The sequence below is a fragment of the Klebsiella africana genome (assembly GCF_020526085.1).
In the GTDB taxonomy this organism is placed as follows: domain Bacteria; phylum Pseudomonadota; class Gammaproteobacteria; order Enterobacterales; family Enterobacteriaceae; genus Klebsiella; species Klebsiella africana.
This window is the reverse complement of record NZ_CP084874.1, coordinates 4,766,808-4,781,585: the sequence shown is the minus strand read 5'-3', so window position 1 is coordinate 4,781,585 and position 14,778 is coordinate 4,766,808. Positions and strand designations below refer to the sequence as shown.

Genomic DNA, 14,778 nt, shown 5'->3' with positions numbered 1-14,778 from the left:
GGTAACACTTTAGGGGGTGTTATATATTACAATTATGACCAGAGATTGAAGGTACCATCAATAAGACCTGCAACACCGTCTTTGAAATAACCTATAGCAGTATCATAACCAACCATTGCTCCTACGACGCCACCTCCAACGGCACCTGCGAATAATCCCCAAAGGAACCCGACTGCGTTACCAAGAAGACCGAAACCAAGAAGACCGCCGTTAGAACCCGCATAACGACCACCGAGAGTTGTACCTACTAAACCCAAACCAATGGCACCAACGATCGCTCCACCAACCGCTTGCGTAATTAACTGTGCTGCATCAGCAAGATCAAAGGTACCACCAGCGATTGATTCCATTTCAAAAATTGTTAATTGTTTCATAGCTATTATTCCCTTAAATAATATTATAAGTTGATAATTACGGGCCGATCTAAGTAATCGCCCGGTGAAAGACATTAGAGGAAGTTTTTAATTTATTCAATAAAAACATTATGAATTGTATGTGAATAAAGAAGTTGAGATTCATTTTATGTCTTAATTTTTTGTTGATGTGTGTTCAGCTAAAAAAAGAGCTGCACAATGGTTTTATGTGATTGCATGATGCTATTAATGTTCTATATCATGATTTTGTTTAATAGTTTTGGATATTTTGTCTATGTTTTTAATAGGTTAAGGGCGGTATTTTATTCTCTTTGTTTTAATGCTTTGGGGCAATGGATGCCCCAATTATTTTAATGTATTAGAAACCTATTCATGCCCCGAGAGGTTTTTGATGATAATTAGTCTTCTTGAATCACAACTTCCATCATTCCTTTAACAAAGCCCAATGTAATATCGGGGCTGCTATCACTTTGTCGATAATAATCCGCTGTCAGGTTAATGGTTTTATTGAGGTCGTTACTGGTATTTATTTTATAATTGTAAGCGTCAGTGTCATAGAAAACCACTGGGCTACCTGATAGTTTGAATATAATCCCTACATTATTGGCAGCATCACTGCCAGTAAACATATTGTCAACAATACCATTACCTGAAACACTAACCCCGCCGATCGGGTTAAACCAATAGGTGACCGTGTTTCCTATAGAATCATTCGGACAGCTAATGTTCATGGCAATGGTCTTTTGCGATGGTGTTATTGCACCTCGAGCCAGAGACATGAGTAGTGTTTTTTCGATACGATTCAGAGTGACTTGCGAACGTGGCGTAGAAATATTACACGATGTAGTCCGATAGTTAATGTCTTTGATTGTGATTGATGTTGCTTCATATAATAATCTCTCGCTGGCGCTTGGGTTGGTTTGTATATTTCCAACGGAGAAGGATACGGAGGGGTTTGAAGAAGACTTAGTACTAGTATCAATTACGGTCTTAGTTTTTATTAACCATACTGTAATAAATTTATAATTATTCTCAGATGAACTGGATATAGGAACAAGCGTTGAGCCCGCCTCGGCGGCAACCAGAGAGCCGTTCTTACTGCGCAATAAATCTGAGACCTGGAAACCGATCCCATCGATTCCTGTTTCATATACCGGCCCCCCCTGAAGGCCGGTGACACCTGGAACGACGGCAGCACCGATGTTAATAATATATTGGTCATTTAGATTCTTATTACAAGTAAAAGTTTTGTATGCACCGATACCAAACTTACGGCTATACAATACCGTGCCCACCGGAATAGATGTATCCGTTGGTATTTTTACACTACTTAGCGTTAACCCCTGGCGTCTAGCATTACCATCATACGTACACTTAGCAGTAGCCTCGCTACCAAGCATTAGTAATGTCATTAGAATAAATATTCTTTTCATCAATAAATTCCCCTAAAGATGACTAACGGCAAACCGTTTCGATTTGACTAATACCGGTCGCCTTACCTTCCCTGGCCGGTAAAGTAAATGAAGCATTGCACTGCTGCGCGGCGCTTTTGCCCCACTGGACGTTAAGGATCCCGGTCTGCTGCAACCCGGACATATAGACCATACCGGCGTCGCTGACGATACTTGGCTGCGATTTGCTGTCGCCGGCGAGTAGAACCATCGCGCCATAAGGCACGTCCTGACCGCTGGCGGTTTTCAGATGCACAAAGGCCCTCTGGCCGATATTGCCGTCATAATTAGCACGCACGATGGCACCGCGCGTCGGAACAACGCTCTTCGTGGTTTCCGGCAGTTCCATATCTTCACCAAGCGTGGTGCTGTCGAGCGTAATATCGGTGCGACGATAAGGCGTAACGTATGGGACGATAGCGTAGCCGCGATAGTCGGTAGAAATGGTGTTGTCGTTAGTCAGTCTGACGTTATCCAGCCCCGGTGCTTTAACCAGTACCGCTGCGTCGGTGATGTCCTGACCCAGAGTGATGCCATCGACATGAGCAACAATACTGCCGTTGGCGCCGTAGTCAATGCGCTCGCTGCTGCGATCATAGCTGTAGCCAGCGTTGACGCTGCCGCGGGCACCGTTATAGGTCGCCCGCATATCACCGCTGTAGTATTCGCGGTTGCTGTACCCTTGCTGTAGGCTCCATTCCAGACTGTCGTTTTCCAATGCGTTACCACCGATGGATACAGACTGATCGGTTGATCCCGGATTGCTGTTGGTTAATTGATAGCTGGTGTAGGTGCCAGGCAGCCAATTGCTCAGCGGCAGCGTTACGGTCAGTGTAATGCGCTGGTCGTCCCGCGCATCTTTCCCGGAGTTATCTCCGCTCCAGGTATAGCGGTTATAGCTGTAGCCGAGGTAGTAGTTCACATTGCGGAAGCCGCCGTTATAGCCCACGCTAATCGATTTGTTGGTACGCTTATCATCCCAGTAATCTTCGATTAATCCGCTTATCGACAGGCTACCGAGACCTTTACCCAGGCTTTGGTTAACTGTCAAATTGGTACGGTTGCGCAGCGAGCGCGAAGTGTAGTTGCCGTCATTAGAGTAGCTATCCAGGACCTCCGAGAGAGTATGAAATCCGCGGGTGGAGTAGCGGTAGCCGGCGATGGTCACGTTTGTACCCGTTTCAAGAATGTTTTTCCCGTAACGAACGCGCCAGGACTGTCCGGAGGTCTTTTCATCCTCTTTCATTTTTGACCAGGCCTGGGTGACGTCTGCCGAGGCGGCGCCCAGTTCACCAAGGTTATAGCCAAGCCCTGTCGACAGCGCCTGATATCGCGAAGCCGCCTGCATGCCGCCATATAGCGTCAGGCTGCTGGAGACGCCGTAGGTCGCGGTGGCTTGGGTAAACGGCGTTTCATCGACGCCGCCATCGTACGGGCGATATTTACCAGATGTGATCTCATATTCCAGCTGATCCTCACGGACCATCACCGGCAGGGTGGCGAACGGCACGACAAATTCTTGTTTCGATCCGTCGGATTCTTCCACTGTGACGTAAAGGTCGCCGCTACCGCCGCTCGGGTACATATCGGTGATTTCAAACGCCCCGGGAGCGACATAGGTCTGGTATACCTGATAGCCGTTTTGTTTAATGATGACGCGGGCATTGGTTCTGGCGATACCGCGAATAATTGGCGCATAGCCGCGCATACTTTCCGGCAACATCGTCGTATCGGTGGCCAGCTGAATACCGGTAAATGGCACGCTGTCGAAGATACCGTTGAGCGATGAACTCTCACCCATCACAAGGTTACTGTTGATGGAGCGGATGCTGCGTTGCATATAGAGATAGGCGGAATCCCAGTCCCCGGCACCGCTGTTGTTTTTATTCCAGGTGCTGAGGTTACGGATGCGCCACGGGCCAACGTTGAGGCCGGACTGCAGATTCAGACTGTAGTATTCATCATTGGCCTGCATGTCGTTTGAGCCGCTGAACTGATAGTTCACCAATAACGCGTTGATGCCGTCATCAAACTGATCCGGTGGAATATATCCCTGCGCGGTGGTGGATAAGGCCGCCTGCGGAATAGAGATATTTAAGCGCTGCGCGGTAAAGTCAAAATCCGCTTTTGTGTCCGGAATGACAGAAAAGTTTGCACAGCCGTTTTGATCCTCGGCTAACTCTGGAAAGGCTTTTATCCTTACGCCATATTCCGCGAGTGCTTTTAGACTCAGGCAGGGAACCAGAGCTGGTTCGCGGTTATCGCTGCTGGCGCGATTGTTGGCGACAAACTTTATCGTCCTGGTGTCCAGGTAGCGGCCATTAAACATAATATCGACCCGATAATCTCCTGGCGCCTGCGCGTTCTGAGTCTGAAATATGGATAAATCGGGAGTAGTTGATGGATCGCTACCATTCAATGAGCTAATGAATGAGGGATCGAAAAAGTCACGTGCTTGCGCTTTATTACTCAAACCAGAAAGCAATGCCGGAAGCATTGCGAGAAAGACGGTGGATAGTTTGAATAATCCATTATTCTTATTTGGCATAGACACATCCCTATAATGATAAAATAAATTTCTTATTACAGCGATGAGGAATAGAGCGACCCTGCTCCGCCATAATCATTGACTACTTTCCAGGTAATGCTGGAGGCATTAATATTTTCTTTTAGCGTCACTTCTTTGGTCGTCATTGGGGCGACGGAGTTGACTTCCGGCTTCACTTCTTTTCCACCAAGCTGGATACTATTGAAATAAAAGAAAAACGGTGTCGGATTTTTGATGGTCAGCTTTTTGCCGGCCTTACGCCATTCGAGCTTTTTCGCTTCCGTATTAGGGGAGAGGTCGAAAAGTGTTTTGGGACGATAGACCAGACGCATGCGGTGACGAACCGCCAGTTGAATAGTATTGTTATTCGCTTTGGCATCATCTGCCGGAGGAATCGCCATCACGTTAAAATAGTACATGGATTCCCGGTCGGTCGGCGCATTAACGTTGCCGGTGGCAAACAGACGAACCGTATTCTGTTGTTTCCCCTCGAGACGAAAAAGCGGTGGGGTAGCCATAAACGAAGGCGCTTTCCCTGCAGGCGTTTCAACCCAGGATTTAATCAGATAGGGAATATCATCTTTATTTTCGATTTGCGCGGTAATTTCACGCGCACCTTCCTTATAGAGGTAGCGGGTGGATTCAACGACAATACCGGCATGAGCAATACTGCTGAGGAGTAATGCACAGGATACGGTGAGATTTAATAAGGTCCTGAACATGGCTTTTCTCTGAATGCAAAAAAAGGGCCCGCCGTGAAGCGGGACCCTTTAGGGAAAAATTAGAGGGTGTAATCGATAGTAAAGGTCGCAACACCTTTAACCGGACCTTCGGTAACCGGAGTCGCGGCGTTAGTTCTTACATAACCAGTGGTGTACTTCAGCTGAGTACCGTTGGTTGCAGAGTAGCTTTCGGACATAGTGTCGGAGCCGTCGAAGGCTACGCGATGTGCATCGCTGACGCGCTGGATACCGATGCCGATACCGGCTGCACCGTTAGCGGCGGTGTTGTCCAGAATGGTTGCATCGCTGCTGGAGGTGCCACTAACATTTACGGTCACAGCGGTTACCGGTGTAGTGCTGCCTTGGGCACAGTCTTTAACATCAAAACCGAAGTCCTGAGTTTTGAACAGTTTACCAGCCGCTTCAGCGTTCGCTTCGGTGGTGGTAACAGTGATCAGCTGTACGATACCGTTGTTCAGGGTACCCGTCGGAGTCACGACGCAAGAGTTAGCTGCGTCTGACACTTCACCCAGAACAGTTACCTGAGCGGTGTTAGTTGCCATTGCCTGAGCACTCAGTACTGCAGATGCAGCGACCATTACAGCTACGATTGTCTTTTTCATTTAATTAATCCATATATAGATACTTAGTCCTGTGTAGAATCGATAACAGTTATCAAGGGAATGGAGTATGCATTCGCATTGATATTGAAAATAAGCGTCAGCCTTCCTTTATATAGTGCTGAGACCAATCATCCTGTTGAACGACGCTACCATATCGCTTGCCATAGCGAACCATGGAGAAGCGGGAGTAATTTAAAAGTCTGGTGCAAAAAATGCTTGTGAATTGTTGATGAAGCACCCGTGAATTTAATTCTTACCCATTTCTAATGAGATGCGGATTCCTGTTGGTATTAATTTAATCTGAAAATGCGACCATTAAGCAAGTTAGCTATCGCTTGTTTTTTATCTGCGGTATCCTGTGGGCTAAACTTCAATGTGAAATGAACATGTTTTCGTCTGAAACAATAATCTTCACATAATCGTTTGGTTGAAATCATTTGATTTTATTATGGATAATAGGGTTGCGTGGGGCAAGGATATGGATGAAGCAGTATTATTTAATGGGTGTATAATTAATCAGGAGATTATATTTAATGCCAATATGAATGAGCTGCGGCCGCTTGCCGGGGACGGGGAGTGCATCAGCCTTAATGCGCCTACCGCCAGATGTTTGCTGCTGCTTTTGCAGAATCGCGGCAAAGTGATTTCACGGGATGAGTTCCTGGCGGCTGTATGGGAAACACGGGGGGTGGTCGTTTCGCAAAATACGTTCTATCAAAATATTTCTTTGCTGCGAAAATCGCTGGTAAAAGCCGGGCTATCTGAGGATATCATTATTACTGTCCGGCAAAAAGGCTTTAGCGTCGCCCCGAATACATTGGTCATTCCTCTTTCTGATGAAGAGTGCGAGAATATGAATCGGGCAAGATTAACGTATTACCAGAATAATAAAAGTGCTGATAGCATTTCTAATGACAGACAAAAATTTGATCCTGAATTAACGCTTCCACTACCCGTAAATTTTCCAGACCAGAAAGATGATGTACGAGAAAATAGCGTGGAGGGAACTGAGAAAGTAGCGGAACGATTACATGTTACCTTTAAAATGCCCACATGGTTAATTTTGCTGATTGTCGTGATGATAATCATCAATATCATCGTGCTGGTAGTGTTACGTCGGTAATGACCCGTAACTGGAGGTATTGATAAGGACACGCCAGGGGATATCAATTCCTTACTGGCGATGCCTTCACATAAAGCGGTCTGTCAGAGCGCACTGACAGACAAGGAAGTACTAACGCTGCTTCAGCCCTAAATCCAGCGGCGTCTTGCTGGGTTCCCCGCCGATCTCGCGCGCCAGCTTCGGCACCATATAGCCGGAGATGAGGGTCAATAGTTCGCGCATGATTTCACGGGCTTCATCATCGCTGACCATGAAGTGCGCCGCTCCTTGCACCCGATCCAGCACGTGCAGGTAGTAGGGCATTACCCCGGCGTCGAACAGCGCATTACTGAGGTCGGCCAGGGTTTGCGCGTTGTCGTTCACCCCGCGCAGCAGCACGCTCTGGTTGAGCAACGTGACGCCCGCCTGGCGCAGCATGGCCATCGCCGCGCGGAACTCACCGTCAATTTCATTGGCGTGGTTGACGTGGTTAACCAGGATTACCTGCAGCGACGAACGCTGGAAGCGGCTGGCCAGCGTCTCGGTGATGCGCGCCGGGATCACAATCGGCAAGCGGCTGTGAATACGCAGGCGCTTAACGTGCGGAATAGCTTCCAGCTGGGTCATCAGCCAGTCAAGCTCATGGTCCTTTGCCATCAGCGGGTCGCCGCCGGAGAAGATGATTTCATCAAGCTGCGGATGCGCCGCGATGTAGTCCATCGCCGTCTGCCAGTTGCGCCTGGTGCCCTGATTTTCGGCATAAGGGAAGTGGCGGCGGAAACAATAACGGCAATTGACTGCACAACCGCCTTTCACCAGCAGCAGGGCTCGGTTGCGATATTTGTGCAACAGACCGGGCACCACGCTGTGCTGTTCTTCCAGCGGATCGGTGGAGTAGCCGGGGGCGACGATAAACTCTTCCTCGGCGGTAAGTACCTGACGAAGCAGCGGATCGTTAGGGTTGCCTTTCTCCATGCGGGCGATAAACGCGCGCGGGACGCGCAGCGGGAACAGGCGTCTGGCCTCGCGTCCGGCCAGTAGTTTTTCATCAGCGTCTACATTTAAAAGACGCAGCAGTTCATCAGGACTGGTCACAACATTGGCAAGTTGCGTTATCCAATCTTCTCTGGATGGGGTATTTAGGGTTACAATATGCGCCATTTTGTGGCTTAGCTACCAGTTAAACAATTTCAGAGGGCCTTATGGCGACTTACTATAGCAACGATTTTCGTGCTGGTCTTAAAATCATGTTAGATGGCGAACCTTATGCGGTAGAAGCCAGCGAATTCGTTAAACCGGGTAAAGGCCAGGCGTTCGCGCGCGTTAAGCTGCGCCGCCTGCTGACCGGTACCCGCGTTGAGAAAACCTTCAAATCTACCGATTCCGCAGAAGGCGCGGACGTTGTCGATATGAACCTGACTTACCTGTACAACGATGGTGAGTTTTGGCACTTCATGAACAACGAAACCTTCGAGCAACTGTCTGCTGACGCGAAAGCGATCGGTGACAACGCTAAATGGCTGCTGGATCAGGCTGAGTGCATCGTGACCCTGTGGAACGGCCAGCCGATCGCGGTCACCCCGCCGAACTTCGTTGAGCTGGAAATCGTAGAAACCGATCCAGGCCTGAAAGGCGACACCGCGGGTACCGGCGGTAAACCAGCAACCCTGTCTACTGGCGCGGTGGTTAAAGTTCCGCTGTTCGTTCAGATTGGCGAAGTGATCAAAGTGGATACTCGCTCTGGCGAATACGTATCCCGCGTGAAGTAATTTCGCGTCATGATGACCGGCGTAGCCTCCGTGCTGCGCCGCTCTTTTCGTACAGGCACAACGAGCACGATACATGAAGCGCAGCGTTAAACTCCTGGTGTTACTCTTTCTGAGCAGCGCGCTGTTGGCTGGCTGCAATACCGCCCGCGGTGTGGGTGAAGATATTCAGGGCCTGGGTCACGCTATCTCTCACGCTGTGAGCTGAATTTCCCTGCCGTTTCGTTAATGGCGCTTGCCTCCCGGTATGTCAGCTTCCTCCACGCATACTCCTTTTCTCTTAAAAATCGCAAAGATCCCTTCATCTTTGGACGGTTTGTCTATGCTTATAGGGCATGAAAACAAAACTGACACTAAGGATGACATTATGGTGAAAAAAACGATTGCAGCGTTCTTTACGGTTTTGGTCCTCTCTTCAGCACTGACCGCTTGTAACACCACGCGCGGTGTCGGTGAGGATATTTCAGACGGCGGCAACGCAATCTCTGGCGCGGCAACCAAAGCTCAGCAATAAACGCCGTCGACGGTACGGTTTAGCGCCGTACCGTTCTTCACTTCTCTCATTCCGTTGGATATACTCACCACGACTTTTCATCCACCTTACGGGACGACCCGTAAGCGTTTCTCATCCGGGGACGGCCCCAGCAAGGAGCCTTATGTCCTGGATAGTCTTGTTTATCGCTGGCCTGCTGGAAGTGGTGTGGGCCGTCGGCCTGAAATATACCCATGGCTTTAGCCGTCTGGTTCCCAGCGTTATCACCATCGTGGCGATGGTGGCCAGCATGGCGCTGCTCTCATGGGCAATGAAAACGCTACCGGTAGGTACCGCCTACGCCGTCTGGACCGGGATCGGCGCCGTGGGCGCCGCCGTGACCGGTATTGTGCTGTTAGGGGAGTCCGCCAGCGCCATGCGTATCGCCAGCCTTGTCTGTATCGTGATCGGCATCATTGGCCTGAAGATCAGCGCGCACTAATCATAGCGCTGATTGACCCAGACCAGTTTGCTGACATCAAAGCCCTGTCGGGTGGCAATGTCCAGCATCTGCTGCCTGACCTCGGGGGCGATGGTCGGCGCCCGGGCCAGCAGCCAGAGATAGTCGCGATCGGGGCCGCAGACCAGCGCGTAACGATACTCCTTATCCAGGGCAATGACGTTATAGCTGCCGTAGAAAGGGCCGAAGAAGGAAATCTTCAGCGCGGCGCGGCTGGGCTCCCCGGTAAAGTACGCTACCCCGTCCGTTTTCTGCCACATGCCGCGGTCGGGGTTATAACCTTTATTCACCACATCCAGACCTCCGTCATCACGTGGGTGCCAGGCGATCGTGACCTTTTCCAGACCGCTTTCAAAAGGGTGGTCAAAGCGGGCGATTTCATACCAGGTACCCAGATAGCGCTGAACGTCGAAGGGACTGACCACGGTGACGCCCGGCGGCGGGGCGGGCGTGCTGCAGGCGACAGACAGGAACGAGACGGCAATCGCGGTGATTATCGGCAGGATACGCATGGCATGCTCCTTGCTGGCTTTTAAGCTAAGTGTAGAGTCCAGCAGGGAAAAGGCGGCAAGATTTTTCTATGAAGCGAGCCCGGTAGCAGAAATGCAGCCGGGCTCTTGCAGGATCAGATAAACAGCACGCCAACGAGGGTGATGACGCTGAGGATTGCCGCCAGGCCGTAGAAGACCCATTTACCGTTTGGCACATGGATTTTCAGATCGTGCATGGCGTGGTGAATACGATGCAACCCACACCACAGCGGCAGGACAATCATCAGAAAGATGAATGCGCGGCCGATAAAGCTTTGGGCAAAAGCCAGCACACGCTCATAGCTGAAGGCGTCGGCCGGAGCGAGCCCCAGCGGCAGCAGGATGCCGACCAGCAGCACCATCACCGGCGCGACAATCGCGCCCCACATGCCGCCTGCGCCAAACAGCCCCCAGAATACGGGTTCATCGGAACGTTTTGGATTGGGATTAATCATCTCAGCCTCCTTACCAGAACAGGGCGACAAACAGGATCACCACAGTGACCACCGCCGTCACCACCCAGAGCCCTTTAATGACCGGCTCTGGCCCCATTTTTTCGCCTTTGATGATGACGTTGGCGGCTTTCGGCGCCAGCTCAAACCAGGTTTTGGTATGCAGCAGCGCTGCCGCCAGGGTGATCAGGTTGAGGATCACCACCACCGGGTTTTGCAGGAATTCGATATATCCTGCCCAGCTCTCGGCGCCGTGCTTGAGGGCAAACAGCCCATAAATCAGCACAATGCTAAACCATACCGTCGGTACCGCCGTGCCTTCCCGCACCATGTAGAAGCGATAAAACGGCAGCTTTTTCCACCAGGTGGAGGTCATTGGCCGCACGTAGGGTTTGCGTTTCGTCGTCATAATGCACTCCTTAGCGTGGTTTCAGGGTGGCGATAAGAAAGTCTTTCGAGCTTTCCACCTTGCCCTGCTGGATCGCGGCCGCCGGGTCGACGTGCTTCGGACACACTTCCGAGCAGTAGCCCACGAAAGTACAGGTCCAGACGCCATTCTGGCCGTTAAGCTGCGCCATGCGTTCCTTTTTACCGTGGTCGCGGCTGTCTTCGTTATAGCGGTGGGCGAGGGTGATCGCCGCCGGGCCGATAAATTCCGGGTTCAGGCCGAACTGTGGACAGGCGGCATAGCACAGCCCGCAGTTGATGCAGCCGGAAAACTGATGGTATTTCGCCATCTGGGCCGGGGTCTGCTTGTTTGGCCCCTGGTCTGGCGTGCGGTTATTGCCGATGATATACGGCTTAATGGCTTCCAGGCTTTCGATAAAGTGGGTCATGTCCACCACCAGATCGCGCTCGATAGGGAAGTTGGCCAACGCCTCCACCTTGATGCCTTTGGTGTAATCGCGCAGGAACGTTTTGCAGGCCAGCTTCGGCACCTTATTGACCATCATGCCGCAGGAGCCGCAGATTGCCATTCGGCAGGACCAGCGGTAGCTCAGGTCTGGCGCCAGGTTGTCTTTAATGTAGCCCAGCGCGTCCAGCAGCGAGGTCTGCTCATCGTAAGGCACGTCATAGAACGCGCTGTGCGGTGCGGTATCGACCTCCGGATTGTAGCGCACCACTTCGACTTTCAGGTTTTTCATCTCAGCCATGGGTGGTCTCCTTCTTCTCAGCCGCGTCCGCTTCTGCGCCATAGACACGTTTTGCCGGCGGCAGCGTGGTGATCTTCACATCGCCATATTCCAGACGGGTAGTGCCATCGGCCTCGCGGAAGGCGAGGGTGTGCTTGAGGAAGTTGACGTCGTCGCGTTCGGTACAGCCTTCATCCAGACGCTGGTGCGCACCACGTGATTCTTTACGGGCGATGGCCGAGTGCGCCATACATTCGGCAACGTTTAAACCGTGCCCCAGCTCAATGGTGTAAAGCAGATCGGTATTGAACACGCTGGAGTTATCGGTAATACGCACGCGCTTAAAGCGCTCCTGCAGCTCAGCCAGCTTGTCGATCGTTTTCTGCATCAGCTCCGGCGTCCGGTAGATGCCGCAGCCTTCCTCCATCGACAGCCCCATTTCGTCGCGAATTTTCGCCCAGTTTTCGTTACCCTCCTGGTTGACGAGATCTTTCAGGCGTTGCTCCACATCGGCAGCCTGCGCATCGAGGGCGGCGCCGTTTGCCTCGCCCGCCTGAGCGGCGCGCTGCATAGCCTGCTCCCCGGCCAGGCGGCCGAAGACCACCAGCTCGGCCAGCGAGTTGGAGCCCAGACGGTTGGCGCCATGTAAGCCAACGGACGAGCATTCGCCTACGGCAAACAGCCCTTTGATCCGGGTTTCGCACTGCTGATCGGTTTCAATACCGCCCATGGTATAGTGCGCGGTCGGGCGCACCGGAATCGGCTCTTTCACCGGATCGACGCCGACGTAGGCTTTCGCCAGTTCACAGATAAACGGCAGACGCTCCAGCAGTTTTTTCTCGCCGAGGTGGCGGAGATCGAGGTAGACCACATCGCCGCGCGGCGTCGGGATGGTGTTCCCTTTCCGCCACTCGTGCCAGAAGGCCTGGGACACTTTGTCGCGTGGGCCCAGCTCCATATATTTATTCTTCGGTTCGCCGAGCGGGGTTTCCGGGCCCATGCCGTAATCCTGCAGATAGCGGTAGCCGTTTTTGTTGACCAGAATCCCGCCTTCGCCGCGGCAGCCTTCGGTCATCAGGATCCCGGAGCCCGGCAGGCCGGTCGGATGATACTGAACGAATTCCATATCGCGCAGCGGCACGCCATGGCCCAGGGCCATCCCCATCCCGTCACCGGTGACGATGCCGCCATTGGTATTGTAGCGGTAGACACGCCCGGCGCCGCCGGTAGCCAGCACCACGGCGTTGGCGCGGATCTGCACCAGGGTGCCTTCCATCATATTCATCGCCACCAGGCCGCGGGCCTGCCCGTCATCGACCAGCAGGTCAAGGACGAAATGTTCGTCAAAGCGCTGAATTTGAGGAAACTGAAGGGAGGTCTGGAAGAGAGTATGCAGCATGTGGAAACCGGTTTTGTCGGCGGCAAACCAGGTGCGTTCGATTTTCATGCCACCGAAGCGCCGGACGTTGACGCTGCCGTCGGGACGGCGGCTCCATGGGCATCCCCACTGCTCCAGCTGGGTCATTTCCGTCGGGCAGTGATGAACAAAATAATCGACGACATCCTGCTCGCATAGCCAGTCGCCTCCCGCGACGGTGTCGTGAAAATGGTACTCAAAGCTATCGTGATCCTGGGCAACGGCTGCGGACCCCCCTTCTGCAGCGACCGTATGGCTGCGCATCGGATAGACTTTAGAAATCAGGGCGATTTTAGCGTTGGGGTTGGCCTGAGCGGCGGCGATAGCGGCACGAAGGCCTGCCCCGCCGGCGCCAATTACGGCGAGATCGGCTTGAAAAGTTTGCACGACATTCCTCCAGTTTTAGTGTATTTCGCCGCCGGGCTGGCGAAAATGTATCACTGCTCCTTTATAGGTACAGGAGTATAGCCTTAGGGTCAGTATGGAAAATTGACGTGTTCGATTTTTTTATCGATATGTGCGGTTATTTATCAGTGGTATTTATGCGTCAAGGTTAACGATAGATTAATGGCATGTAATCTGCCGGAGATTGCACAAAATTTGTTTCACTCGCCGGTTGCGAGTAGACTTCGTGCCCTTAATTTGCAATCGGAGAAAGTACCATGAGCGAGACGGCAACCTGGCAGCCGAGCGCACCCATTCCCAATCTGTTGAAACGCGCGGCGGTGATGGCGGAAATCCGCCGTTTCTTTACCGATCGCGGCGTGCTGGAGGTGGAGACGCCTTGCATGAGTCAGGCGACGGTAACGGATATCCATTTGTTCCCGTTCGAAACCCGTTTCGTCGGCCCAGGCCATTCTCAGGGGCTTAACCTGTACCTGATGACCAGTCCGGAATACCACATGAAGCGCCTGCTGGCGGCGGGTTGCGGCCCGGTCTTCCAGCTGTGCCGCAGCTTCCGTAATGAAGAGATGGGGCGTCATCACAATCCGGAATTCACCATGCTGGAGTGGTATCGTCCATGCTATGACATGTATCGCCTGATCAACGAGGTGGACGATCTGCTGCAGCAGGTGCTGGAATGCCAGCCGGCGGAAAGTCTCTCCTATCAGCAGGCGTTTCAGCGCCATCTGGAAATTGACCCGCTCTCTGCCGATAAAGCACAGCTGCGTGAAGTCGCAGCGAAGCTGGATCTGAGCAATATCGCCGATACTGAAGAAGATCGCGACACCCTGCTGCAACTGCTGTTCACCATGGGCGTGGAGCCGCATATCGGCAAAGATCGGCCAACGTTCATTTATCATTTCCCGGCGACTCAGGCCTCTTTGGCGCAGATCAGCCCGGAAGATCATCGGGTCGCTGAGCGCTTTGAGGTCTATTACAAAGGGATTGAGCTGGCGAATGGTTTCCACGAGCTAACCGACGCCCATGAACAGCGCCTGCGGTTTGAGCAGGACAACCGCAAACGCGCCGCGCGCGGCCTTCCGCAGCAGCCCATCGATAACAATCTGCTGGCGGCGCTGGAAGCGGGTCTGCCGGACTGCTCCGGCGTGGCGCTGGGCGTTGACCGTGTGGTCATGCTCGCGCTGGGCGCTGAAAGTATCGGCGAGGTCATCGCCTTTACGGTAGACCGCGCCTGATCGCTTTTTCACCTCCTTCCACCGCCGC

At 52.3% G+C, this 14,778-nt stretch carries 17 protein-coding genes; 6 read left to right on the top strand and 11 right to left on the bottom strand.

Translation table 11 applies throughout. The features are described 5' to 3' along the window. Positions 1-32: 32 nt before the first annotated feature. The 5 genes from LGL98_RS22995 to LGL98_RS22975 form a co-directional block, all read right to left on the bottom strand. Entirely contained in the window at positions 33-374 is a 342-nt protein-coding gene (locus LGL98_RS22995) for a hypothetical protein (RefSeq protein ID WP_136029878.1), read from the bottom strand. 398 nt (positions 375-772) lie between these two features. Further along, positions 773-1,807: a fimbrial protein gene (locus LGL98_RS22990; RefSeq protein ID WP_136029880.1), complete on the bottom strand. Its 1,035-nt coding sequence runs from the start codon at positions 1,805-1,807 to the stop codon at positions 773-775. 22 nt (positions 1,808-1,829) lie between these two features. After that, a complete protein-coding gene (locus tag LGL98_RS22985) occupies positions 1,830-4,373 on the bottom strand; it encodes a fimbria/pilus outer membrane usher protein (RefSeq protein WP_136029882.1) in 2,544 nt (847 codons plus the stop codon). Between the two features lie 35 nt (positions 4,374-4,408). Continuing rightward, positions 4,409-5,095, bottom strand: coding sequence for a fimbrial biogenesis chaperone (locus tag LGL98_RS22980; RefSeq protein WP_004872804.1), 687 nt, complete (start codon positions 5,093-5,095; stop codon positions 4,409-4,411). Between the two features lie 59 nt (positions 5,096-5,154). Beyond that, entirely contained in the window at positions 5,155-5,718 is a 564-nt protein-coding gene (locus LGL98_RS22975) for a fimbrial protein (protein ID WP_136029884.1), read from the bottom strand. A 478-nt stretch (positions 5,719-6,196) separates the two neighbouring features. Here LGL98_RS22975 and LGL98_RS22970 point away from each other — a divergent pair, with 478 nt between their 5' ends. Further along, on the top strand, positions 6,197-6,841 hold the full coding sequence (locus tag LGL98_RS22970) for a winged helix-turn-helix domain-containing protein (protein ID WP_136029886.1): 645 nt from the start codon (positions 6,197-6,199) through the stop codon (positions 6,839-6,841). Positions 6,842-6,952: 111 nt separating this feature from the next. Here LGL98_RS22970 and epmB read toward each other — a convergent pair whose 3' ends face one another. Continuing rightward, on the bottom strand, positions 6,953-7,981 hold the full coding sequence (epmB, locus tag LGL98_RS22965; RefSeq protein WP_002885500.1) for an EF-P beta-lysylation protein EpmB: 1,029 nt from the start codon (positions 7,979-7,981) through the stop codon (positions 6,953-6,955). Between the two features lie 41 nt (positions 7,982-8,022). Here epmB and efp point away from each other — a divergent pair, with 41 nt between their 5' ends. The 4 genes from efp to sugE all read left to right on the top strand — a co-directional run bounded on the left by efp (position 8,023) and on the right by sugE (position 9,560). Next, positions 8,023-8,589, top strand: coding sequence for an elongation factor P (gene efp / locus LGL98_RS22960; protein ID WP_004206421.1), 567 nt, complete (start codon positions 8,023-8,025; stop codon positions 8,587-8,589). 73 nt (positions 8,590-8,662) lie between these two features. Next, positions 8,663-8,794, top strand: coding sequence for an entericidin A/B family lipoprotein (locus tag LGL98_RS22955; RefSeq protein WP_002885511.1), 132 nt, complete (start codon positions 8,663-8,665; stop codon positions 8,792-8,794). A gap of 159 nt (positions 8,795-8,953) precedes the next feature. Continuing rightward, a complete protein-coding gene (ecnB, locus tag LGL98_RS22950; RefSeq protein WP_002885518.1) occupies positions 8,954-9,100 on the top strand; it encodes a lipoprotein toxin entericidin B in 147 nt (48 codons plus the stop codon). A gap of 142 nt (positions 9,101-9,242) precedes the next feature. After that, on the top strand, positions 9,243-9,560 hold the full coding sequence (gene sugE, locus LGL98_RS22945; RefSeq protein WP_002885521.1) for a quaternary ammonium compound efflux SMR transporter SugE: 318 nt from the start codon (positions 9,243-9,245) through the stop codon (positions 9,558-9,560). Here sugE and LGL98_RS22940 read toward each other — a convergent pair. The 5 genes from LGL98_RS22940 to frdA form a co-directional block, all read right to left on the bottom strand. Beyond that, on the bottom strand, positions 9,557-10,090 hold the full coding sequence (locus LGL98_RS22940; RefSeq protein ID WP_136029888.1) for a lipocalin family protein: 534 nt from the start codon (positions 10,088-10,090) through the stop codon (positions 9,557-9,559). The two genes, sugE and LGL98_RS22940, sit on opposite strands and share 4 nt — an antisense overlap. 113 nt (positions 10,091-10,203) lie before the next feature. Beyond that, positions 10,204-10,563: a fumarate reductase subunit FrdD gene (frdD, locus tag LGL98_RS22935; protein ID WP_002885526.1), complete on the bottom strand. Its 360-nt coding sequence runs from the start codon at positions 10,561-10,563 to the stop codon at positions 10,204-10,206. A gap of 10 nt (positions 10,564-10,573) precedes the next feature. Continuing rightward, entirely contained in the window at positions 10,574-10,969 is a 396-nt protein-coding gene (frdC, locus tag LGL98_RS22930; RefSeq protein ID WP_136029890.1) for a fumarate reductase subunit FrdC, read from the bottom strand. A 10-nt stretch (positions 10,970-10,979) separates the two neighbouring features. Next, entirely contained in the window at positions 10,980-11,714 is a 735-nt protein-coding gene (gene frdB, locus LGL98_RS22925; protein ID WP_004177729.1) for a fumarate reductase iron-sulfur protein, read from the bottom strand. Beyond that, positions 11,707-13,497 carry a fumarate reductase (quinol) flavoprotein subunit gene (gene frdA / locus LGL98_RS22920; protein WP_004177727.1) on the bottom strand — a complete coding sequence of 597 codons (1,791 nt, stop codon included), beginning with the start codon at positions 13,495-13,497 and terminating at the stop codon, positions 11,707-11,709. The genes frdB and frdA overlap by 8 nt, the downstream gene beginning before the upstream one ends. Before the next feature lie 275 nt (positions 13,498-13,772). On the opposite strand from frdA, the gene epmA reads away from it, so the two are divergent. After that, entirely contained in the window at positions 13,773-14,750 is a 978-nt protein-coding gene (gene epmA, locus LGL98_RS22915) for an elongation factor P--(R)-beta-lysine ligase (RefSeq protein ID WP_004146714.1), read from the top strand. The last annotated feature ends 28 nt before the right edge of the window (positions 14,751-14,778 follow it).

Bases quoted from the DNA above. Each gene is read 5' to 3' on its own strand.
- sugE (WP_002885521.1), top strand. From the start codon at position 9,243: ATGTCCTGGATAGTCTTGTTTATCGCTGGCCTGCTGGAAGTGGTGTGG.
- ecnB (WP_002885518.1), top strand. From the start codon at position 8,954: ATGGTGAAAAAAACGATTGCAGCGTTCTTTACGGTTTTGGTCCTCTCT.
- frdD (WP_002885526.1), bottom strand. From the start codon at position 10,563: ATGATTAATCCCAATCCAAAACGTTCCGATGAACCCGTATTCTGGGGG.
- epmA (WP_004146714.1), top strand. From the start codon at position 13,773: ATGAGCGAGACGGCAACCTGGCAGCCGAGCGCACCCATTCCCAATCTG.
- LGL98_RS22940 (WP_136029888.1), bottom strand. From the start codon at position 10,090: ATGCGTATCCTGCCGATAATCACCGCGATTGCCGTCTCGTTCCTGTCT.
- LGL98_RS22995 (WP_136029878.1), bottom strand. From the start codon at position 374: ATGAAACAATTAACAATTTTTGAAATGGAATCAATCGCTGGTGGTACC.
- frdC (WP_136029890.1), bottom strand. From the start codon at position 10,969: ATGACGACGAAACGCAAACCCTACGTGCGGCCAATGACCTCCACCTGG.
- epmB (WP_002885500.1), bottom strand. From the start codon at position 7,981: ATGGCGCATATTGTAACCCTAAATACCCCATCCAGAGAAGATTGGATA.
- LGL98_RS22970 (WP_136029886.1), top strand. From the start codon at position 6,197: ATGGATGAAGCAGTATTATTTAATGGGTGTATAATTAATCAGGAGATT.
- LGL98_RS22975 (WP_136029884.1), bottom strand. From the start codon at position 5,718: ATGAAAAAGACAATCGTAGCTGTAATGGTCGCTGCATCTGCAGTACTG.
- LGL98_RS22955 (WP_002885511.1), top strand. From the start codon at position 8,663: ATGAAGCGCAGCGTTAAACTCCTGGTGTTACTCTTTCTGAGCAGCGCG.
- LGL98_RS22990 (WP_136029880.1), bottom strand. From the start codon at position 1,807: ATGAAAAGAATATTTATTCTAATGACATTACTAATGCTTGGTAGCGAG.
- LGL98_RS22980 (WP_004872804.1), bottom strand. From the start codon at position 5,095: ATGTTCAGGACCTTATTAAATCTCACCGTATCCTGTGCATTACTCCTC.
- frdB (WP_004177729.1), bottom strand. From the start codon at position 11,714: ATGGCTGAGATGAAAAACCTGAAAGTCGAAGTGGTGCGCTACAATCCG.
- efp (WP_004206421.1), top strand. From the start codon at position 8,023: ATGGCGACTTACTATAGCAACGATTTTCGTGCTGGTCTTAAAATCATG.
- LGL98_RS22985 (WP_136029882.1), bottom strand. From the start codon at position 4,373: ATGCCAAATAAGAATAATGGATTATTCAAACTATCCACCGTCTTTCTC.